The sequence below is a fragment of the Paraburkholderia ribeironis genome, assembly GCF_900019265.1.
Lineage (GTDB): Bacteria > Pseudomonadota > Gammaproteobacteria > Burkholderiales > Burkholderiaceae > Paraburkholderia > Paraburkholderia ribeironis.
Window position 1 is genome coordinate 245,935 of record NZ_CYGX02000019.1, and the last position, 19,160, is coordinate 265,094.

18 protein-coding genes are annotated in these 19,160 nt (G+C 64.1%); 6 read left to right on the forward strand and 12 right to left on the reverse strand.

The window, feature by feature from the left end; genetic code table 11:
* Window positions 1-346: 346 nt before the first annotated feature.
* The gene (locus BN2475_RS10410; protein ID WP_094779435.1) at window positions 347-1,900 is read left to right on the forward strand and encodes a mannose-1-phosphate guanylyltransferase/mannose-6-phosphate isomerase; all 1,554 of its coding nucleotides are present in this window, start codon (window positions 347-349) and stop codon (window positions 1,898-1,900) included.
* A gap of 127 nt (window positions 1,901-2,027) precedes the next feature.
* On the opposite strand, the gene BN2475_RS10415 is transcribed toward BN2475_RS10410, so the two are convergent.
* Both BN2475_RS10415 and BN2475_RS10420 read right to left on the reverse strand, forming a co-directional pair.
* Window positions 2,028-3,203: a transposase gene (locus BN2475_RS10415; protein WP_094779436.1), complete on the reverse strand. Its 1,176-nt coding sequence runs from the start codon at window positions 3,201-3,203 to the stop codon at window positions 2,028-2,030.
* 566 nt (window positions 3,204-3,769) lie between these two features.
* Complete coding sequence (locus BN2475_RS10420; protein ID WP_094779437.1) at window positions 3,770-4,081, reverse strand: YciI-like protein; 312 nt, start codon at window positions 4,079-4,081, stop codon at window positions 3,770-3,772.
* Between the two features lie 444 nt (window positions 4,082-4,525).
* Here BN2475_RS10420 and BN2475_RS10425 point away from each other — a divergent pair, with 444 nt between their 5' ends.
* The 3 genes from BN2475_RS10425 to BN2475_RS10435 all read left to right on the forward strand — a co-directional run bounded on the left by BN2475_RS10425 (window position 4,526) and on the right by BN2475_RS10435 (window position 6,595).
* Window positions 4,526-4,822 carry a PsiF family protein gene (locus tag BN2475_RS10425; RefSeq protein WP_094779438.1) on the forward strand — a complete coding sequence of 99 codons (297 nt, stop codon included), beginning with the start codon at window positions 4,526-4,528 and terminating at the stop codon, window positions 4,820-4,822.
* 298 nt (window positions 4,823-5,120) lie between these two features.
* Window positions 5,121-5,570, forward strand: a complete 450-nt coding sequence (locus tag BN2475_RS10430; RefSeq protein ID WP_094779439.1) for a hypothetical protein — start codon at window positions 5,121-5,123, stop codon at window positions 5,568-5,570.
* A gap of 437 nt (window positions 5,571-6,007) precedes the next feature.
* On the forward strand, window positions 6,008-6,595 hold the full coding sequence (locus BN2475_RS10435) for a BPSL1445 family SYLF domain-containing lipoprotein (RefSeq protein ID WP_094779440.1): 588 nt from the start codon (window positions 6,008-6,010) through the stop codon (window positions 6,593-6,595).
* Window positions 6,596-6,962: 367 nt separating this feature from the next.
* On the opposite strand, the gene BN2475_RS10440 is transcribed toward BN2475_RS10435, so the two are convergent.
* The 10 genes from BN2475_RS10440 to mltG form a co-directional block, all read right to left on the reverse strand.
* On the reverse strand, window positions 6,963-8,033 hold the full coding sequence (locus BN2475_RS10440; protein ID WP_094779441.1) for a glycosyltransferase family 4 protein: 1,071 nt from the start codon (window positions 8,031-8,033) through the stop codon (window positions 6,963-6,965).
* A gap of 266 nt (window positions 8,034-8,299) precedes the next feature.
* Entirely contained in the window at window positions 8,300-9,712 is a 1,413-nt protein-coding gene (gene otsA, locus BN2475_RS10445; protein WP_094779442.1) for an alpha,alpha-trehalose-phosphate synthase (UDP-forming), read from the reverse strand.
* 70 nt (window positions 9,713-9,782) lie between these two features.
* Window positions 9,783-11,003, reverse strand: coding sequence for a mechanosensitive ion channel family protein (locus BN2475_RS10450; protein ID WP_094779443.1), 1,221 nt, complete (start codon window positions 11,001-11,003; stop codon window positions 9,783-9,785).
* 430 nt (window positions 11,004-11,433) lie between these two features.
* Window positions 11,434-11,790 (reverse strand): Rap1a/Tai family immunity protein, encoded by a 357-nt coding sequence (locus BN2475_RS10455; RefSeq protein WP_094779444.1) that lies wholly within the window; start codon window positions 11,788-11,790, stop codon window positions 11,434-11,436.
* A gap of 183 nt (window positions 11,791-11,973) precedes the next feature.
* On the reverse strand, window positions 11,974-12,699 hold the full coding sequence (locus BN2475_RS10460; protein ID WP_245841249.1) for an ankyrin repeat domain-containing protein: 726 nt from the start codon (window positions 12,697-12,699) through the stop codon (window positions 11,974-11,976).
* Window positions 12,700-12,766: 67 nt separating this feature from the next.
* On the reverse strand, window positions 12,767-13,561 hold the full coding sequence (locus BN2475_RS10465; protein WP_094779446.1) for a TatD family hydrolase: 795 nt from the start codon (window positions 13,559-13,561) through the stop codon (window positions 12,767-12,769).
* Window positions 13,562-13,605: 44 nt separating this feature from the next.
* Window positions 13,606-14,130: a GNAT family N-acetyltransferase gene (locus BN2475_RS10470; protein WP_094779447.1), complete on the reverse strand. Its 525-nt coding sequence runs from the start codon at window positions 14,128-14,130 to the stop codon at window positions 13,606-13,608.
* Window positions 14,131-14,249: 119 nt separating this feature from the next.
* The gene (locus BN2475_RS10475) at window positions 14,250-15,287 is read right to left on the reverse strand and encodes a DNA polymerase III subunit delta' (RefSeq protein ID WP_094779448.1); all 1,038 of its coding nucleotides are present in this window, start codon (window positions 15,285-15,287) and stop codon (window positions 14,250-14,252) included.
* Between the two features lie 94 nt (window positions 15,288-15,381).
* Window positions 15,382-16,002 (reverse strand): dTMP kinase, encoded by a 621-nt coding sequence (tmk, locus tag BN2475_RS10480; protein WP_094779449.1) that lies wholly within the window; start codon window positions 16,000-16,002, stop codon window positions 15,382-15,384.
* Entirely contained in the window at window positions 16,002-17,012 is a 1,011-nt protein-coding gene (gene mltG, locus BN2475_RS10485; protein WP_094779450.1) for an endolytic transglycosylase MltG, read from the reverse strand. Before mltG ends, tmk begins: the two co-directional genes overlap by 1 nt.
* A 78-nt stretch (window positions 17,013-17,090) precedes the next feature.
* Here mltG and ygfZ point away from each other — a divergent pair, with 78 nt between their 5' ends.
* Together ygfZ and BN2475_RS10495 are read left to right on the forward strand one after the other, a co-directional pair.
* Entirely contained in the window at window positions 17,091-18,176 is a 1,086-nt protein-coding gene (gene ygfZ / locus BN2475_RS10490; RefSeq protein WP_094779451.1) for a CAF17-like 4Fe-4S cluster assembly/insertion protein YgfZ, read from the forward strand.
* 127 nt (window positions 18,177-18,303) lie between these two features.
* Entirely contained in the window at window positions 18,304-19,155 is an 852-nt protein-coding gene (locus BN2475_RS10495; RefSeq protein ID WP_094779452.1) for an NRDE family protein, read from the forward strand.
* The last annotated feature ends 5 nt before the right edge of the window (window positions 19,156-19,160 follow it).

Sequence of the window (19,160 nt, forward strand, 5' to 3'; positions counted from 1 at the left end):
TTTTTCTGTGTTTTGTTCGGCAATTGTTACCGGAAAGTTTGTTCAAAGGTAGCGTTGCCGGCCAATCCGTCAAGCTGAGCAGGCAATGAGCAGCCAGTGCCAAGCGCTTCCCTACGATGCTTACGCGACACCCTGTGCCGTCATTCTGACGCAGAATTAGTCGTAAAAAATTCGCCGTCGATTTTTTTCGGGTATTTTTTCTTTTTTATAAATCCGGCCGACATTTTTTCTTCATGAATGGTTAAATTTATTATCCACTTTATATAGTTTTCATTAAACGCGCTTTTATTGATTCCTGACTTCGTGATAAAACTCGTCGCATTCACCCAGCCTCGAGGAGTCCATCATGACAGCTCCGGTCACGGCCACGCCCGCCGGTACCCGGTCCACGCAAGCTACGTCTCTGAACGTCAGGCTCAAGGTTCATCCCGTGATTCTCGCGGGCGGCTCCGGTACCAGACTGTGGCCGATGTCGCGCGAACAGCATCCGAAACAGCTGATTGGCCTGCTCGGCGAAGAGTCGTTGCTGCAATCCACCACGCGCCGGCTCGATGGACTCGAGGCCGGCTATCCGCTCACTGGCCAACTGGTCGTGGTGGCCAATGAAGAACAGCGCTTCACCACTGCCGAGCAGTTGCGCGCGAGCGGCAAGCCGAACCGGCTGATTCTCGAGCCCGTCGGCCGCGACACGGCGCCCGCGTTGACCGTGGCCGCCCTGTCGATCGCCGCGCAGGACGACGACGGCATCATGGTCGTGATGCCCGCCGATCACGCCGTCACCGACAGCGCCGGCTTTCATGCGGCGGTGGCCGCCGGCGTGCAGCATGCCGCGGCCGGTCACATTGTGACGATGGGCATCGTGCCGACCCGTGCTGAAACCGGCTACGGCTACATTCGCATCGGCGCCGCGCTCGACACGTCCACTCATGCAAATGATACGGATAACGAAACATCCGGCAAAATCATTGCGCACCAGCTTGACCGGTTCGTCGAAAAGCCGCATCTGGAATTGGCGCAGCGTTATATCGAATCACAGGAGTACTGGTGGAATAGCGGCATCTTCATCATGCGCGCGTCGACGTGGCTGAAGGCGATCCGCCATTTCCAGCCGGCCATTTACGAAGCGTGCTCGGCGGCGTTCGCGGGTGGCAAGGCGGACGGCGACTTCTTCCGTCTGCAACGCGACGGGTTCAGCGCGTCGCCGTCGAATTCGATCGACTACGCGGTCATGGAGCAGCTCGGCGCCGATCAGGACATCGCGTCCGGCGTGGTCGTGCCGTTGCAGGCAGGCTGGTCCGACGTGGGTTCGTGGGACGCGATCTGGGACATCTCGGAGAAGGACGCCGATCGCAACGTGGCTCGTGGCCGCGTGATGTTCGAAGGCGCGAGCTCGACGTTCGCGCATTCGGAAGGACGCCTGATTGCCTGCGTCGGCACACAGGATCTCGTGGTGGTCGAAACCGCCGACGCGATTCTCGTCGCCGACAAGTCGCGCGTGCAGGACGTCAAGAAGATCGTGAACCGGATTCGCGAAGATGGCGGCCTCGAAGCGGCCAATCATCGCAAGGTGCATAGGCCGTGGGGCAACTACGATTCGGTCGACACCGGCGAGCGCTTCCAGGTCAAGCGCATCGTCGTGAACCCGGGCGCGCGGCTGTCGCTGCAAATGCATCATCACCGCGCCGAACATTGGATCGTCGTGCGCGGCACGGCGCTCGTCACGCGCGGTGAAGAGCGCTTTATCGTCTCCGAAAACGAATCGGCTTATATTCCGCTGGGCGTCACCCATCGTCTCGAGAACCCGGGCAAGATGCCGCTCGAAATGATCGAGGTCCAGTCGGGTTCGTATCTCGGCGAAGACGACATCGTGCGCTTCGACGACACGTACGGACGCCAGTGAATCACCACCGATGAAGCGGGAACCTGCGGCGGTTGCTCCAGCCGGCCGCGGGGAACTGCTGTGCTAGCTGGCGCGCTGTGCCGCCGCTCGCTGTGTGACGCACTAGCCGCCACACTAGCCGCCGCACTCATCTCGCAACGGAGCTGAGTTCGCTGTATGACGAACAAAAGCGATCTGCCGCACTGTTGTCGGTTGCCGCGCTCGCGGCGACCGGCTCGGCGGGATAACGACGCAACGCGCCGCGAAACGCATTGAGCTGGCCGTGCAATGGCGCGCCATGATTCACCACGACAGGCTCCGGCACATGGCGCAGCTGCGGCAACGGACGCGCTATCTGCATCGGCGCATGCGCCGCACCGGCAGCTTCGGCTGCCTGCTGCGTCGCGCATTCCCGATCGATCCACTGGCGAGCCCATTCGAGCGCGTGCTGCTGCGCCGCGTCCGCATCCGCAAAGCGCGGGCCGACGAGGCCGGAACGCTCGACACGTTTGCCGTCTTTCGTGATTTCCGCCCACGCGCGATACATCGCGCTGGTCGCATTCGGCACCTGCTCGGCCACGACGTAAATCAGATAGCCGTGCGGGTCGGCGACCTGCTTGCCGTGTGCTGCGAGGCTCATCGACAGCGGACTGCGCCGATCGTCAAGCGCGTGCTCGCGGCGAGCTGCCGCGATTGCCGAATCGAGATCCGCCATCGTCGCGTCGGCTTCGCCCGCCTCGCCGATACCGGTAGACATGGCAGCGTACACCTCGGGCCGTGACGCCGATGCGGTGGAGGCAGTGGCGGCTGGACGCGCGTGCGCCACCGGCGCCGTGTCCGCGAGGGCGGACAATTGCCGCGTGATATCGGCGATCGGATCAGCCGAACGCCAGTGGCTCAATGTGTTCGACACACCGGGCGCCTGCCACGACTCGGGACTTCTCCAGGACACGCCACGCAAGCTCTCGTCGCGCACCACGGGAGGTTCCGCTGCCGGGGCTGCGGGCTTGGCCGCGACGGGCGGCGCGGGTTGCGGGACGTAGGCGAAGCTGCGCCCGGTTTGCGACAACAACCGGACCATCTCGAGCAGCGTGCCGTTCAATTGCCATTCTTCAAAACGGCGCCGGCAGGTGGGCCCTGACGGATAGCGGCCTGGCAGCTTCGACCAGGGCTCGCCGGTGGTCAGGATCCACAGCACCGCATTCGCCACGACACGCGGTTCGGCGCGGGGCCGGCCGCGTCGGTTGAGACGGACGGCCGGCTCGTCAGCGACAAGCGCTGCCAGCAGCGCCCATTCGTCATTGCTTAGCTCATCGTAAAACATTGATTTTTCTCCACGCGGCCTGGCCTGGCCGCGGCTTTGGGCCGGTCGCGGATTCAACTTTCACGATCCGCGTGCGACCCTCGGTTGCACAAATATGTTTTGTACGTTCTGTTGGCTGGGCAATACCGCCCCGAGATAGTGCGGCTTGTCCCTATTGCGAAGCACAAAACGTGGTCTCACTCGTGCATGGGAGAATTTGTGCAGGAAGCATACCATCACCAGGGTTTGTATGAATACGACTGAGACAAGTGTTACGCAAAGAAACAAACTTGTCCTTTTCGTTGCGCCATTTCTCACATTACGGTAACAGAAATGCCGGCACTTGCGGCGACGAAACGGGCGATCGCGCCAAACAACAGCACGCGATAGCACCGAATGGCCTTTATAAATCCCTCACTCCATCCGCATTGCATTTCAGGACATTCTGATAGCCCGCGAATTACAGCTGCAAGGTGGAAGTGTGGCACCAGACGACGCCCGCGGGCGACGGAAACGCTGCGCTCATGAAGGCGCAAGCAGCGCTCCCGTTCACACATTGCATGCCGTTCGACGCATGCCTCGCACCGCTATTGCGGTCGCGCCTGGCGGATCGGTTTCGCGGCGCTCTCGCCCACCACGGTGGTCCATTCGCGCACGCGCCAGCGTGTGACTAATCCGGCGAGCACGTACGGATCGGCCTTGGCAAAGGCTTCGGCGGCTGCGGGAGAATCGCCGTTGAACAGCAGCATCGCACAATCGGTGGGTTCGTTCAGCGCGCCGGCCAGCAGGAGCTCACCGCGCTCAGCCGCCGCCCACGCGAGTTCGAGATGCGCATCGCGGTACGTGGCACGTCGTTCGAGGTAGTCGGGTACGAGTTCATACATCAGCAGATAGTGCATGGCGAGCCTCCTATGACTCGCGCGACGAACGCAATGGACATTGCGTCGGCGCGCTTTGTGGTCGAAATGACACTTGCAATCAGCTACGAATTTTTATGCCAATTAATTATTCAATTTTATTCGCATAAGTGAAAAATGCGTTTGCAATTTTTAAATCGTTCCGAATAATGGGATATCTAATTCATTCGACACTTCCTTGCCAATTGAAAGCGAACGCGAAACATGATTTGTTACGGTGGCGATCTGTCCGTTTCAACCGCGCATCGCGCGCATCGTCCCTTTCGTCTAGGGGAAAACGAGCGTGAGCGGCTGTCAACCGGACTGCGTTTCCGTCCGTTCTGGCGGGTGGCATTTGCCATAATGGATGCGCCGAGATTTTGGGATGCGGTTGACGCCCGTGCGCATGAACGACCAGAAAACGTTTCACCACCGATGGAGTGTCACATGAAAATCCAATCCGCTATCGCTACACTGGTGCTCGGCGCTGTTCTCGTTTCGCCGGTGTTCGCGCAGAACAGCCAGCAAACCAAAATGGCCGACTGCAACAAGCAGGCCGGCGACAAGAAAGGTGACGAGCGCAAGGCGTTCATGAAGACCTGTCTGTCGGCGAAGCCGGCTGCGGCCGCACCAATGACCCAACAGGAGAAGATGAAGGCATGCAACACGCAGGCCGGCGACAAGAAAGGCGACGAGCGCAAGGCGTTCATGAAGACCTGCCTGTCGTCCGCGCCGGCCAACTGAAACGCAAGGCAAGCTCAGCGAAGTCAGCGCAACCCGGGCATAACGCTGCACGCCTGAGCGCCGCGCCACCGTGCAACGCACACGGCCACACGGCGTCTACGCATTCATCGATCGAACATGGCCGCGCTGCTGTCCGGCGCGGCCATTGCCTGTGTCCTGCCTCCGGCGCCGCGAGCAGCCCGCCCGCCCGAAAGCTCCGTTTTCTTCTATGATGGCTGCGGAGACGGCCCACCCCCACACAACATAGACGGGCCGCCATCTTGTCGTTCGTGCTGCTGAGCATCGACCGGAGGCAAGGATGGTATCGAAGCATAAAAACCGCTGGTTGAGGCGGTGGCTGGTCGTCATCATATTCTGGGCCGTGCCCGTGGCGATCGTTGCAGTCAATGAGATTCGCGAGGAGATGGCGTACAACACCGTCGACCTCGACCGTGCGCTGACTACCTGGAATTACACCGACGCCCAGCGCGCCGCTGGCGCGCCCGCGCACTGCCACGGCACGCCCGACGAGGCGCGCGCCGCCGGCTGCCCCACCGACGTGCTGGCCGCCAATGCGCCACGCCAGCAGGACGCCATCAATGAATACAGTGTGCGCCGCTCCACGCTGGTGGCTTATCTGTGGCATGCGTTCGTCGGTTACTGGGTCGTGCCGGCGATCGCGCTGTTGCTGATCGGTATGCTGATCGGCATGGTGCGCCGCGCGCTGCGCCGTCCGCCGGCGGTCAAGAGTCCGGCGAATCACGGGTGACGAACGGGTGACGAACGGGTGACGAACGGGTGACGACCGGGTGACGAACGCGCCGTGCCACGCCAGCACGCCACATGACAGCATGAGACTGCGGCATCCGGACAACACTTTCAACTCGATTTCAGCACTCCCCGTCCGCGCCAAAAATCGGTAAAAAATGGCGTTCCGGACAGCCATTGGCGCGCGAGCCCGACGCGTATGTTCGCGCTGTGCGATGCGCCGCGAGCCCAACCAATCACGCGCGCCGAGCCCTTGAGGAGCCCGCCAGCGCCGGCCAAACTTACCTCCCGGCACCTTACGATCGACCGCAAAGCCCCGTCGCATAAGGCTTTCGCCCCGCGCGAAGGACGCCTGTTGCGCTTACGTGTGATATAACTCAATGGCACCCCGGCGACTTCACCGAGGGTCGCGCCCCGGAACCACGATGGAGAAAAACGATGCAAAGACGAACCTTCATAACGAAGACGACCGCTGCGCTCGCTTTCGGAGGCCTTGCCCTCGCCGGTTGCACAACGACCGGTCAGAGCCACGACACAGCCTCGACCAATGCATCCAAGCGTCAGTCGATCGACGCCAGCGTCGACGGCACCTTGTCGCGACTTTTCACGACCGTGAAGGGTTCGCGCGAGCTGGTCTCGAAGGCGCGTGGCGTGCTCGTATTCCCATCGGTCTTACAGGCGGGCTTCATCGTCGGCGGTCAGTACGGCGAAGGCGCGCTGCGCGTCGGCGGCAGTACCGTCGGCTATTACAGCACCGTTTCCGGTTCGCTCGGCCTGCAGGCCGGTGCGCAGTCGAAGGCCCTCATCTTCCTGTTCATGACGCAGGACTCGCTGGACAAATTCCGCAATGCGGACGGCTGGTCGGTCGGCGTCGACGCATCGGTCGCGCTGGTGACGGTCGGCGCGAACGGCGCCGTGGACACGACCACCGCCACCGCGCCGGTCCAGGTCTTCGTATTGACCAATGCCGGCCTGATGGGCGATCTGTCGCTACAGGGCACCAAGGTGTCGCGCCTGAAGATCTGATGCGCTATCCGTTGGCGGATCTGTTAGGTGTGCGTCTGATCCGTCCGTTGTCGTGAGCAGCACTGACCGGGTCGGACGCAAGCCTGCGCAGCGGGACTGCATCGCAGCCAACGATGCTTGTTGGTGGCGGTTAGAGAGCCTCATCACGTGCGTGCGCCGATTCGATGCGATGCTTGCCCGACGCAACCGTTCAACGATCGTTCAACGATCGTTCAACGCAACCCGTCAACATCACGGTTCAACATCACGGTTCACATCACGCGGCAAGAAAAAACGGCGATGCGCATCGCACACCGCCGTTCTCTTTCCCTTGCGCCGCGCATTGCGCGCGCTGCCCGACGCGGCGCCGCAACCACCGCCCTGCGCATCAACTTCCTGACGATGTGTCGATCACCTTGAAGCGCGAGCGCTTCTGCGCGCGAATCACCGACTGATACGCATCCACGTACTGCTGCGCCATCCGGTGCGAGGTGAAGCGCGCCTCGAAGCGCTGCCGCACGCCCGTGCGCGGCACCTTGTGCAGCCGGTTGACCGCCGCCACCGCGCCGATCTCGTCCTCGACGATAAAGCCCGTCACGCCGTCGTCCAGCACTTCCGGCACCGAACCGCGGTTGAACGCGATCACCGGCGTGCCGCACGCCATCGCTTCGATCATCACCAGACCGAACGGCTCCGGCCAGTCGATCGGAAACAGCAGCGCGTGCGCGCCGGACAGAAACTCGGCCTTCTGGTGATCCGCGATCTCGCCGATGAACTCGACGTAGGGCAAATCCAGCAATGGCCGGATCTCGCGTTCGAAGTACTCGCGGTCGGCGGCGTCCACTTTCGCGGCGATGCGAATCGTCATGCCGCAACGCCCGGCGATCCGGATCGCGGTGTCGACGCGCTTTTCCGGCGAGATGCGGCCGAGAAATGCGAGGTACTTCTGCTCGACCGGTTGCGGCGTATAGAGCTGCTCCGGCAAGCCGTGATAGACAGTGGTGAGCCACTTCGCCTGCGGCAACGGATGACGCTGCGCGTTCGAGATCGAAATCACCGGCGCGGTATTGAACGTATCGAACACCGGCTGCTGCTCGGGCAGATCGAGACGGCCATGCATCGTCGTGACGAAAGGCGTGTCCTGGCGCTTGAAGACCGAGAACGAGTAGTAGTCGAGATGAAAATGCAGCACATCGAAATCTTCGGCCTGGCGGCGCACCAGTTCCATCAGCAACATATGCGGCGCGATGCGATCGCGAATGCCCGGGTCCAGACGCAGCGCTCGCGGCCAGACCGCTTCGAGCTTCGCGCTGGTGACGGAATCGCCGCTCGCGAACAGCGTCACGTCATGGCCAAGCTCGACCAGCGCCTCGGTGATGTACGACACGACGCGCTCCGTGCCGCCGTATAGCTTCGGCGGCACCGATTCGGTCAAGGGGGCGATCTGCGCAATTTTCATAGTATGTGTCTCCATGGACTGACGGCTTGCGCGTCATGCGGTGCGCGTCAACGACGCCGAGTATGACAGCGCCGTTACATTCGATCAACGCACCGGCACGTGGGGCGCGCGGGGCATGTGCATCATCGGCATCGGACCATTATTCATGACGCGGCAGCAAAAAGCGCCCTGCCTTGCATTTGCTCGGCGTTGTTACATTCGACTTACATCCGGCGTGGCACCAAGGCGTCGCAATGAGGCCGCACGAGGCCATCCCCCATGCCTCGTCACTTATGCCCGCCGCCGTTGCCGGGCTTTTGCGCCGGCACGCTGCGCAAATCGTTGAGGAACGTGTCGCGCCACACGCCGAGATCGTTTTTGCGCAGCGCCGCCATATTGATCTCGTGACGCCGCTGACGCGCATCGAGCGGCATCTGCAGCGCACGCTGCAACGCTTCGCACATGCCGATCGCATCGTGCGGATTGACCAGCAGCGCGCCGGTGAGCTCGGCCGCCGCGCCCGCGAAGATCGACAGCACCAGCACGCCGGGGTCTTCGGGATTCTGCGCGGCAACGTACTCCTTGGCGACGAGGTTCATGCCGTCGTGCAACGGCGTGACGAAGCCGATCTGCGATTCGCGAAACAGCGACATCAGCTTCCAGCGGTCGTACTGCTGGTTCAGGTAGCGGATCGGCGTGTAGTCGAGGCCCGAATAGCGGCCATTGATTCGGCCTGCTTCGTATTCCAGATCCTGGCGGATCTTCTGATAAGTGGCGACGTCCGAGCGCGTTGGCGGCGCGATCTGCACCAGCGTGACGTTGCCGCGCCACTCGGGCGAACGCTCCAGCAGTTGCTCGAACGCGCGGAACCGCTCGACCAGACCCTTCGAGTAATCGAGCCGGTCGACGCTCATGATCAGCTTGCGCCCTTCCAGACTCTGCTTCAGCTCGAGCACGTGCTGCCGGCTTTCGTAGCGCTTCGCCTGCTCGGCGATTTCGTCGGGGAACACGCCGATCCGGTAGACGCCGGTGCGCAGCTTGCGGCCGAACGCTTCGACGCGACCGTCCGCGCCCACCGTGCCGCGTGCGTGGCGCGTCACGTAATCGTGGAACGCGAGTTGATCGGTGGTGGTCTGGAAGCCCAGCAGGTCGTAGCACGACAGCGACCTTACCAGCTCTTCGTGCGGCGGAATGTTGAGCAGGATCTGCGGCGCGGGAAACGGAATGTGCAGGAAGAAGCCGATGCGGTTCGTCACGCCCTCGTTGCGCAGCGCTTCTGCGAACGGGATCAGATGGTAGTCGTGAATCCAGATCACGTCGTCGGGTTCGAGCAGTTTGATCAGCTTGTGCGCGAGCCAGGCGTTGACGCGTCGGTAGCCGGCATACTCGTCGCGCTCGTAACGGGCGAGGTCGTTGCGGTAGTGGAATACCGGCCACAGCGTCGCATTCGAAAAGCCGCGATAGTACTGGTCATAGTCCTTGCGCGTGAGCCCGACGGTGGCGAAGGTCACCGCGCCGTCCTGCTCCAGCATCGGGCCGGCATTGGCGATGGTTTCGCTGACCACGTCGCCGCTCCAGCCGAACCACACGCCTCCCGCGTCCTTCAACGCGCCGAATACGCCGACCGCGAGCCCGCCCGCGGATCCCTTGGTCTCTGTCGGCGTTGCGACGCGATTCGACACGACGATCAATCGGCCCATGTTGCATGTCCTCCCTGGTTTGTACGGCGCGCGTAGGTGCGTGGTGGCGGGTCGCTTCCTGCGCCTTTTTCTACGCCTTTTCCTTCGCCTTCTGCACCGGCTCCGCCGCACCGGGCCGGTCGATGCGGCTTGCCACCGGATCGGCCTCCGTATGCGCGGCGGTGCTGCCGGCCGGCGCCTGCGTGCTGCGCGGCAGCCACTCGCGCTCGTCCCGGCCGGTTTCCAGCTCCGCCGACACTTCGGCCCGCGCCCGCGGCAAATACTGCGGATAGTGCCGCTGGATGAAGTCGAGCAGCCCTTCGCGCACGCGGCAGCGCAGATCCCAGTTCAGACCGGAATCGCGCGAACTGACGAGCGCCCGCAACTGCATCGCGCGGTCGGTGCCGTCCGTGACCTGCAGCACCTGCACGCGGCGATCCCACTCGGGCGCGTTCTCGACGATCCGCGCGAGCTCCTCGCGCAGCGGCGCAATCGGCATCCGGTAGTCGACGAACAGAAACACCGTGCCGATGATCTGCGAGCTGCTGCGGGTCCAGTTGGGGAACGGATTTTCGATGAACCATTGCAGCGGCACGATCAGCCGGCGCTGGTCCCACACACGCACCGCCACGTACGTGCCAGTGATTTCCTCGATGCGCCCCCACTCGCCCTGAATCACCACGACGTCGTCGAGGCGGATCGGCTGCGACAACGCGATCTGCAGGCCGGCGATCAGATTGCCGAGCACCGGCCGTGCCGCGAAACCGGCGACCAGACCGGCCACCCCCGCCGACGCCAGCAGGCTCGCACCAATCTGCCGGACGTTCGGGAAGGTCATCAGCGCGCCGCCCAAGCCGACGATCACGATCACGATCATCACCGAGCGCGCCAGCACCCGGGCCTGCGTATGGATGCTGCGCGCCTGCAGGTTGTCGGCGGAATCAAGCGGATGGGCGCGGATGATCGCCTCACCGATCGCCGCCGCCGAGCGCACCGACAGCCACGTCAGCGCGGCGATCAGCGCAATCGCGGTGAAATCGCGCACCGGCTCGATGTGTCTGAGCGTATCGGGCGCTTCTGTCCACACGCCATCGAGCACCAGAATCACGAGCACGTACAGCGAAGGTTTGTCGATATAGCGCAGCACGACGCTGATGAGCGGATGCGGCCGCGCGATACGCATCACGACACGCGCGCCGAACCGATGGATGCCGATGGTCACCAGCAACACGATGGCCGACACGATCAACGCGCCGAACCACGTATGCAGCGGCGCTTCCGCGACACGGTTGAAGTCGTCGAAAGTGTACATGGGGGCATGTTCCTCCTGACCAGGGAAGTAGACAGGACCGCTGTCGCCGGACCTGCGGCCACGGCATGGCATATCGTACGTCGCTGTACGCCGCTGTACGCGGAGCGCCTCGCGGGAGCGGGGCCGCACGGGCTGCCAGCTCGCCGGACGAAGCGGCGGTGCGGCGGCGCGCCGGTGCGCGTGCGTGGCCCACCTGCCGATCTACCGACATCTTAGGTGCTCATCCCCGCCGCGTGGGGAACCGTTGCTCAGGCTGCCGCCGCAGAAGGCGCTCAGCCAGGTTTCAGGCAGGTTTGCAGCGAACGGCCCGGGGCGGGTCTGCAACTCCGCGACAGTCCGGAGCGCACACGCGGACATTCACCGACCGCCACACTGCACGCGCCCCGCGCGAGGTCCCGCGAGCATCCAGCCGGCCATACAGGAGTTCAGATCAACTACCGCTCTTGCAAGGAAACGCCTTGCCGAGTCCCAGCGAGATCGCCGTGCTGGCGTTGTAGCCCGCGACGTTCGGATTGTCCGCGATGTACTTGCGCACCGCGTCGGTCAACTGCGCCGAGCGCGCCTCGGGCGGCAGGCAGAAGTACTGGCCGACCCGCGGGCCGGTGGTGCCGCCGATCGCGTCGATCGTGTTGAAGATGCCGTCGGCGGCGCCTTCGATATAGGCCGCGCAAGCGCTGCGCGAGGCCACATCCGTCTTGGTGCACAGCTTGTTGAGGTCACCTCCCGTAAATGCGGCTGCCGATAGCGGTACGGCAAACGCGCTGGCAAAAATCAAAGCCCGCAGCATGGTGTTCCTTTCCAGGGTTGTTTATCAGGCGGTCTTTCGCCGCGTCCAGACGGCGCGCCACGCGGCGCGCCAAGTCGTCATTCTGCACTGTTTTACACAACGGCAGCATGCGGGCTGCCGCTATCTTCAGGACAATCCCGCTAAACAGCCCGGCCGCGGTTTACCGCGTGGCTCATGCGTGGCTCATTTCTGCTGCATCTGCTGCAGACGCGCGGTCAGCCCTTCCACGACGTCCGGTTCCTTGTAGGTCTTCGCGAAATCGAGCGCCGTCATGCCGATCTGGTTCTTCACCGTCAGATCCGCGCCGTTGTCGAGCAGCAGCTTGACCGTCGACACGTGGCCGCCGCGCGCAGCCATCATCAGCGGCGTGGTGCCGTTCGGCGAACCGGCGTCCACATAGGCGGAATGATCGAGCAGCACCTTGACGATGTCGTCGTTGCCGTTCGCGGCCGCGTAGTGCAGCGGCGCCCAGCCCTTCTTGTTGATCTCGGCGTCTTTCGCGACCAGCAGGTTGACGAAGTCGAGGTCGCCGACCAGCGCGGCCATCATCAGCGCGTTTTCGCCCGCCTTGTCTTCGATCTCGATGTCGGTTTTCGGATTGGCGAGCAGCGCGGCGCCAACCTTGTCGGACTTCTCGCGCGCCGCCAGCACCAGCAGCGGCATGCCCTGGTTATCGACGCTGTTCGGGTCCATGCCCTTGGCGAGCAGTTTCTTGACGCCGTCGACATCGTCGAACTTGACGGACTTGATCAGCGAATCGATCGGCGCGGCCCGCACCGGCGACGCGACCAGCACACCCAGCGCGGCGCACGCGAACGTGCCCGCCAGCGCCGCACGCGACGCACCGCGCCGGGCCGAAGCGAGCGCGCCGCGCACCGCGGAAGTCTGTTGAAGTACAGCAATCTGCATTGAAATATCTCTCATATTTTACTTTAGGAGGCTTCCCTATCCATTTGATATTACTGCGATTTCTATCTCACACGCCGTTGGCCACCGCGGAAATCCCGAACAGGCGGAAGAAATTCTGCGTGGTCGCGGCGGCCAGCGCCTCGTCCGTCATCTCACGCTGTTGCGCGATGAAGCGTCCGACATAACTGACGTACGCAGGTTCATTGGACTTGCCGCGATACGGCACGGGCGCGAGGTACGGCGAGTCGGTTTCGATCAGCAGGCGCTCGAGCGGCACGCGGCGCGCCACCTCCTGCACGTCGGTCGCGTTCTTGAACGTGACGATGCCCGACAGCGAGATGTAGAAGTTCTGCGCCAGCGCCTGCTCGGCAACCGCCCACGGCTCGGTGAAACAATGCATCACGCCGCCCGGCTCACCCGCACGCTCCTCGGCCATGATTCGCAGCGTGTCTTCCGACGACGCCCGCGTGTGGACAATCAGCGGCTTGCCAGTCGCGTGCGCGGCGCGGATGTGGGTGCGAAAGCGCTCGCGCTGCCATTCCATGTCGGCGATCGTGCGGCCCTCCAGGCGGTAGTAGTCGAGTCCCGTCTCGCCGATCGCGACGACCTTCGGGTGCGCGGCCAGCTCGACCAGCTCGGCCACGCTCGGCTCACGCATGTGCTCATGATCCGGATGCACACCGACCGACGCATAAATGTTGTCGTACCGGCTGGCGATCTCCAGCACGGACGGCAGCGTCTCCAGATCGACCGAGACGCACAGCGCATGGCTGACCGCGTGGCTGCGCATGTTCTCGAGCACCTGCGGCAAGCGGTCGGCGAGTCCTTCGAAGTTGATGTGACAGTGCGAATCGACAAACATGATGAAGTCCTGCTGATGTCCTCAGAAAAATGGCCCGGCGCGAATCAGGCAGCGGCCGTGGCGGTCGCGAGGCGCTTGCCGAGAATCACCAGATCGCGCTCCACGCCGTCCAGCACGGCGACGCGCGGCAGCGTGCCCCATGCATCGAAGCCGAAGCCGCGGAACAGCCGCAAGCTCGCGTCATTGTGGCCGAATATGAAACCCAGCACGGTGTCGATGCCGAGCGCCGGCGCCGCCGCGAGCGAGGCCGCCAGCAACTGCTTGCCGAGGCCCTGGCCGCGTGCGCTTTCGTCGAGATAGATGCTGACTTCGGCGGTGCGCTGATACGCCGGGCGGCCATAAAAATCCGAAAAACTGAGCCATGCGATCACGCGACCCGGCTGTCGCGGGTCTTCCACCACCCACAGCGGGCGCGTGTGCGGGCCGTGCGCGTGAAACCACGCGAGCCGGCTTTCGATGCTGACCGGCTCCAGATCGGCGGTGACTTGCCGCGACGGAACCGTCGAGTTGTAGATGGCGACGATCGCGGGCAGATCGTCGAGCGTGGCATCGCGGTAAGAAAGGCTCATGGTGCTTTTAACCTGGAAACCTGGAGTGGAAGGTGAAAACCCGGATCGGAACGCGCCCGGCCCGCCTGGAACGCGCGAGGACATGCGCTGGGCGGGCCAGCGCACCGCGCGGGCGCAGTCTACGCGAACAGTTCGCGGTAGCCGATAAACAGTTCCTCGAACACCAGCCGCGCGTTCAGCGGATGGTTCTCGACGGCGCGCTGGCGCGTCACGGTACGCATGAAGCGCGCGAACGCACTGGCGTCCGCCTGCGCTGCGCAGCGCGTCAACGCCGCCGACGCTTGTGGAAAATAACGCGGCGCGCCCGCGGTGCGCTGCGCCAGCAGATCGTACATCCAGCGTTGCAGCCAGCCCAGCACCAGCGGCACCGGCAGCTTCTGCAATGCCTCGCCGCAGGCGAACGCGTCGCAATCCGGCCCGGCGGCCAGTTGCTTGAGGGTCCAGTCGCGCAGCGCGCGGTTTTCGTCGCTGGCGAGCGCGAGTGCCGTGAGCGGTGCGCCGCCGGCTTCGGCGAGCAGCGCAGGCGCGTCGGCGACGCCTTGCGCGGCCAGCCAGCGCGTCGCCGCGTCCGGCGCGGGCACGCTCATCGGCCACTGGCGGCAGCGGCTGATGACGGTGGGCAGCAGACGGTCGATGCGCGCCGACACCATCAGGAACACGACGCCCGCCGGCGGCTCTTCGAGCGTCTTCAGGAGCGCGTTGGCCGCTGCGATGTTCAGCGCTTCGACCGGATACAGCACGACCACGCGCGCACCGCCGCGGTGCGAACCCACGCCGACGAAGTCGAGCAGGCCGCGAATCTGCTCGATTTTGATTTCCTTGCTGGGCGCACGCGTCTTCTTGCCCTCGTCGGCGTCGGCCTTGTCGGCTTTTTCGTCGGCGGCGGCGTTGCTCACGCCCGCTTCGGCCGCGAGCGCCTCGGGCACGACGATCCGGTAATCCGGATGGTTGCCTTGCGCGTACCAGTTGCAGGCTACGCACGCGCCGCACGGCTCGCCGTTGGCTTGCTGCGCTTCGCACAGCAGCCCTTGCGCGAGATGCTGCGCGAAGCGCAGCTTGCCGATGCCCGCCTGGCCATGCAGCAACAGCGCGTGCGGCCAGTGGCCGCGCAGTTGCTGCAGGCGGTTCCAGTCATCGGCTTGCCACGGATAAATCATTATTTCTCTTTTAAATCAATCGGCTGAAAGCATCTGGTGAGACAGCACCTGAACTTTGCATCCGGTTATAAACAGAAAGTATATTTCTTTAAAATCAAAGCGATGCGATCAACTCTTCAAGTTTTTTCTGAATTCGCACGATACTTTGCGAAGAGTCGATGATAGCGAAGCGGTACGGCGCCTCTTCCGCGCGACGCAGATATTCCGCACGCGTGCGGTCGAAAAACGCCGTCGACTCGCGCTCGAACCGGTCTGGATCGCGTGCCGCGCTGCGCCGTTCGCCGGCGATCGCGGGGGCGAGATCGAACAGCACGGTCAGGTCCGGCTGGAACCCGCCCTGCACCCAGCGCTCCAGCGTTTCCAGCTTGTCGCGCGGCAGGCCGCGGCCGCCGCCCTGATAGGCGAAGGTTGCGTCGGTGAACCGGTCGGACAGCACCCAGTCGCCACGCGCGAGCGCCGGCTCGATCACTTCGGCCAGATGCTGGCGGCGCAGCGCGAACATCAGCAGCGCCTCGGTTTCGAGGTCCATCTTCTGGTGCAGGACGATCTCGCGGATCTGTTCGCCGAGCGGCGTGCCGCCCGGTTCGCGCGTCATGACGACCGCGCGGCCGCTGCTCGCGACCTTCTCTTCGAGCCGTTCGCGAAACCACGCCAGATGGGTCGTCTTGCCGGCACCGTCGATGCCCTCGAACGTGATGAATTTGCCCCGCGCCATCATTGCCCTCGAATGAATTTGTCCACGGCCTTGTTGTGATCGCCGAGGGTGTCAGAAAAGATGCTGCTGCCGTCGCCGCGCGAGACGAAATAGAGCGCCGTGCTTTGCGCCGGGTTCAGCGCCGCCTGCAGCGACGCGACGCCGGGCAGCGAGATGGGCGTGGGCGGCAGCCCCATCCGGGTGTAGGTATTGTAGGGAGTGTCGGTCTGCAAATCTTTCTTGCGGATGTGACCGGTATAGCTCTCGCCCATCCCGTAGATCACCGTGGGGTCGGTCTGCAACGGCATGCCCGCGCGCAGACGGTTGGCGAACACCGCCGCCACCATCGGCCGGTCCGACGGCTTGCCGGTTTCCTTTTCGATGATCGACGCCATCGTCAACGCGTCGTACGGCGTCTTGTACGGCAGGTCCGGCGCCCGCGCGAGCCATGCCTCGTCGAGGCGCACGCGCATCATCCGGTACGCGCGGCGGTACACGTCGAGGTCGCTGGTGTTCTTGTCGAACAGATAGGTGTCGGGGAAAAACAGCCCTTCGCCATTGCCGATCGACGCCTCGGGCGCGCCGATCGCGGTCATCAGGTCGGTGTCGCTCATGCCGAGCGTGTCGTGCCTGAGCGCCGGATTCGCATCCAGCTCCGCGCGCATGCGCCTGAAGGTCCAGCCTTCGATGATGGTCGCCACGTATTCGTTGACGTCGCCGCGGGCGATTTTCTGCAGCACCTCGTACGGCGTGATGCCGGACTTGAACTCGTAGTTGCCCGACTTCAGATCGCTTTGCAGGCCGAGCAGCCGCGTCATGATGATGAACAGTTCGGGCTCGACCGGCACACCGCCGCGAACCAGCTGCAGCGTGACGCTGCGCAGACTGCTGTGCGGTTTGACGGTGACGTCGAGTTGCGCCGGGCTCAGCTCGAGCGGGCTCACGGCCCAACGATATCCAGCGGCAATTGCAGCGGCGGCCAGCACAACGACGATTGAGCCGGCGACGAAACATTTCTTCAGAAGGGACATGCGAAACGTGGCAGGGTTGGACTGCATATAATACTTGTTTGCCTTAGCCAAAGTCAGAATTGACTGTTCCGGGAATCCATGACCACACCGCTCGCTACCGCTTCCGGCATCGCTTCGAGTCCTGCTGCAGCCGCCGCATCCGGCCCGGCGGCCGCCACGGCAGCCGCACTCCCGGTGCTGCCGCGGCCGTCGGCCGATGAATTCGACGCCGTACTCCAGCACGGCGCCTACATGCCGCTCACGCAGTTCGGCGTGATCGACGCCACCGGCGACGACGCGGCGAGCTTCCTGCACAGCCAGCTGACCAACGACACCCAGCACCTCGATGCCGCCAATGCGCGTCTGGCTGGCTACTGTTCGGCCAAGGGGCGTCTGCTGGCGTCGTTCCTGACATGGCGCAGCGGCGACACGATTCGCCTGCTGGTGTCGAAAGACGTGCAGGCCGCGGTGCAAAAGCGCCTGTCGATGTTCATTCTGCGCGCCAAGGCCAGGCTCGTCGACGCGAGCGATGAGCTGGCGGTGGTCGGCCTCGCTGGCGACGTACGCCGCCCGCTGTCGGCCGTGTTCGACGCGCTGCCCGACGGCGTGCATGTGCAGGTGGACGGCGCTGCGGGCACGCTGATTCACGTGCCGGATGCGCTCGAGCGCCTGCGCTATCTGTGGATCGGACCGAAAGCGCAGGTCGAGGCGCTGCTGCCCTCGCTCGACGCCAAGCTCAAACGCGTGTCGCCGGCGGTATGGGACTGGCTCGACATCCGCGCCGGCGAGCCGCGCATCACGCAGCCGGTGGTCGAGCAATTCGTGCCGCAAATGGTCAACTTCGATGTGCTCGGCGCGGTGAATTTCCGCAAGGGCTGCTATCCGGGTCAGGAGGTGGTCGCGCGCAGCCAGTATCGCGGCACGATCAAGCGGCGTACCTCGCTCGCCAACGTGGCCGGCGAGCTGCAAACGGTGCGGCCCGGCATGGAACTGTTCCATTCGGACGATCCCGGCCAGCCGTGCGGGATGATCGTGAACGCAGCGTCCGCGCCACACGGCGGGGTCGATTTGCTGGTCGAGCTCAAGCTCGCGGCGCTCGAAGGCGGCTCGGTGCATCTGGGCGCGGCCGATGGCCCGACGCTGCAGTTCCTCGCGCTGCCCTACGGCTTGCCGACCGAGGGTTGAGCGCCTTGCGCGGTATGAAGCGGCGCAGCCAGGGCGCCGCTTTTTGCTGGCCACTTTGCTGGCCACTTTGCTGGCCACTCTGTTGGCCAATTCGACGCCACCGTCCCTCACCGGGAGACGCCCCCCGATGTGCCTGATCGTTTTCGACTGGCGACCCGACGCGGTCGACGGCCCGCTTTTCACGCTCGCCGCGAACCGCGACGAATTCTTTCGCCGTACCGCCGAACCGATCAACTGGTGGCATGACGCGCCGACCGTGCTGGCCGGCCGCGATCTGGTGGGCGGCGGCACGTGGCTCGGCATGTCGCGCGATGGCCGCTTCGCCGCGCTGACCAACTACCGCGCGCCGCACGAAATGCGTGCCGATGCGCCGACCCGCGGCACGCTCGTCAGCGACTGGCTGAGCAATAGCGCGCGTGACTCGACAGGTAATCCGCACGACACCCCGCTCGCGTACCTGCAACAGGTCGCGCGGACTGGCGAGATCTATAACGGTTTCAATCTGCTGGTGGGCGACTGGACGCGCCGCGAACTCGCCTGGTATTGCAACCGCTCGGAGCGCGCGCCCGAGTTGCTGGCGCCCGGCACGCACGGCATCTCGAACGCCGTGCTCGATACCGCGTGGCCGAAGCTGGTGAGAAAGCGCGCCGAGCTGCACACCCTGCTCGCACGCGACGCGATGCCGCCGCTTGAACGCCTGATCGATCTGCTGCGCGATCCGCGGCTCGCACGCGACGACGAATTGCCTGCCACCGGCATTCCGCTCGAACGCGAACGGGTGTTGTCGGCGGCGTTCATCGAATCGCCGGACCATGGCTATGGCACGCGCGGCACGACCGCCTTGCGTGTGCTCGTGCATGGCGATGTGATCGGCGTGGCTGTCGCCGAGCGCAGCGACGACAACGGCTCGCATCGGATCGTGCGGCCCGGCGACTTCGAGCGCAGCTTCGCGTTCAACGTCGAACGCGAGATCGCGTGAGGCGT

Excerpts from the sequence above, each read along its gene's own strand:
- BN2475_RS10410 (WP_094779435.1), top strand. The coding sequence starts at position 347 with ATGACAGCTCCGGTCACGGCCACGCCCGCCGGTACCCGGTCCACGCAA.
- BN2475_RS10415 (WP_094779436.1), bottom strand. The coding sequence starts at position 3,203 with ATGTTTTACGATGAGCTAAGCAATGACGAATGGGCGCTGCTGGCAGCG.
- BN2475_RS10420 (WP_094779437.1), bottom strand. The coding sequence starts at position 4,081 with ATGCACTATCTGCTGATGTATGAACTCGTACCCGACTACCTCGAACGA.
- BN2475_RS10425 (WP_094779438.1), top strand. The coding sequence starts at position 4,526 with ATGAAAATCCAATCCGCTATCGCTACACTGGTGCTCGGCGCTGTTCTC.
- BN2475_RS10430 (WP_094779439.1), top strand. The coding sequence starts at position 5,121 with ATGGTATCGAAGCATAAAAACCGCTGGTTGAGGCGGTGGCTGGTCGTC.
- BN2475_RS10435 (WP_094779440.1), top strand. The coding sequence starts at position 6,008 with ATGCAAAGACGAACCTTCATAACGAAGACGACCGCTGCGCTCGCTTTC.
- BN2475_RS10440 (WP_094779441.1), bottom strand. The coding sequence starts at position 8,033 with ATGAAAATTGCGCAGATCGCCCCCTTGACCGAATCGGTGCCGCCGAAG.
- otsA (WP_094779442.1), bottom strand. The coding sequence starts at position 9,712 with ATGGGCCGATTGATCGTCGTGTCGAATCGCGTCGCAACGCCGACAGAG.
- BN2475_RS10450 (WP_094779443.1), bottom strand. The coding sequence starts at position 11,003 with ATGTACACTTTCGACGACTTCAACCGTGTCGCGGAAGCGCCGCTGCAT.
- BN2475_RS10455 (WP_094779444.1), bottom strand. The coding sequence starts at position 11,790 with ATGCTGCGGGCTTTGATTTTTGCCAGCGCGTTTGCCGTACCGCTATCG.
- BN2475_RS10460 (WP_245841249.1), bottom strand. The coding sequence starts at position 12,699 with ATGCAGATTGCTGTACTTCAACAGACTTCCGCGGTGCGCGGCGCGCTC.
- BN2475_RS10465 (WP_094779446.1), bottom strand. The coding sequence starts at position 13,561 with ATGTTTGTCGATTCGCACTGTCACATCAACTTCGAAGGACTCGCCGAC.
- BN2475_RS10470 (WP_094779447.1), bottom strand. The coding sequence starts at position 14,130 with ATGAGCCTTTCTTACCGCGATGCCACGCTCGACGATCTGCCCGCGATC.
- BN2475_RS10475 (WP_094779448.1), bottom strand. The coding sequence starts at position 15,287 with ATGATTTATCCGTGGCAAGCCGATGACTGGAACCGCCTGCAGCAACTG.
- tmk (WP_094779449.1), bottom strand. The coding sequence starts at position 16,002 with ATGGCGCGGGGCAAATTCATCACGTTCGAGGGCATCGACGGTGCCGGC.
- mltG (WP_094779450.1), bottom strand. The coding sequence starts at position 17,012 with ATGTCCCTTCTGAAGAAATGTTTCGTCGCCGGCTCAATCGTCGTTGTG.
- ygfZ (WP_094779451.1), top strand. The coding sequence starts at position 17,091 with ATGACCACACCGCTCGCTACCGCTTCCGGCATCGCTTCGAGTCCTGCT.
- BN2475_RS10495 (WP_094779452.1), top strand. The coding sequence starts at position 18,304 with ATGTGCCTGATCGTTTTCGACTGGCGACCCGACGCGGTCGACGGCCCG.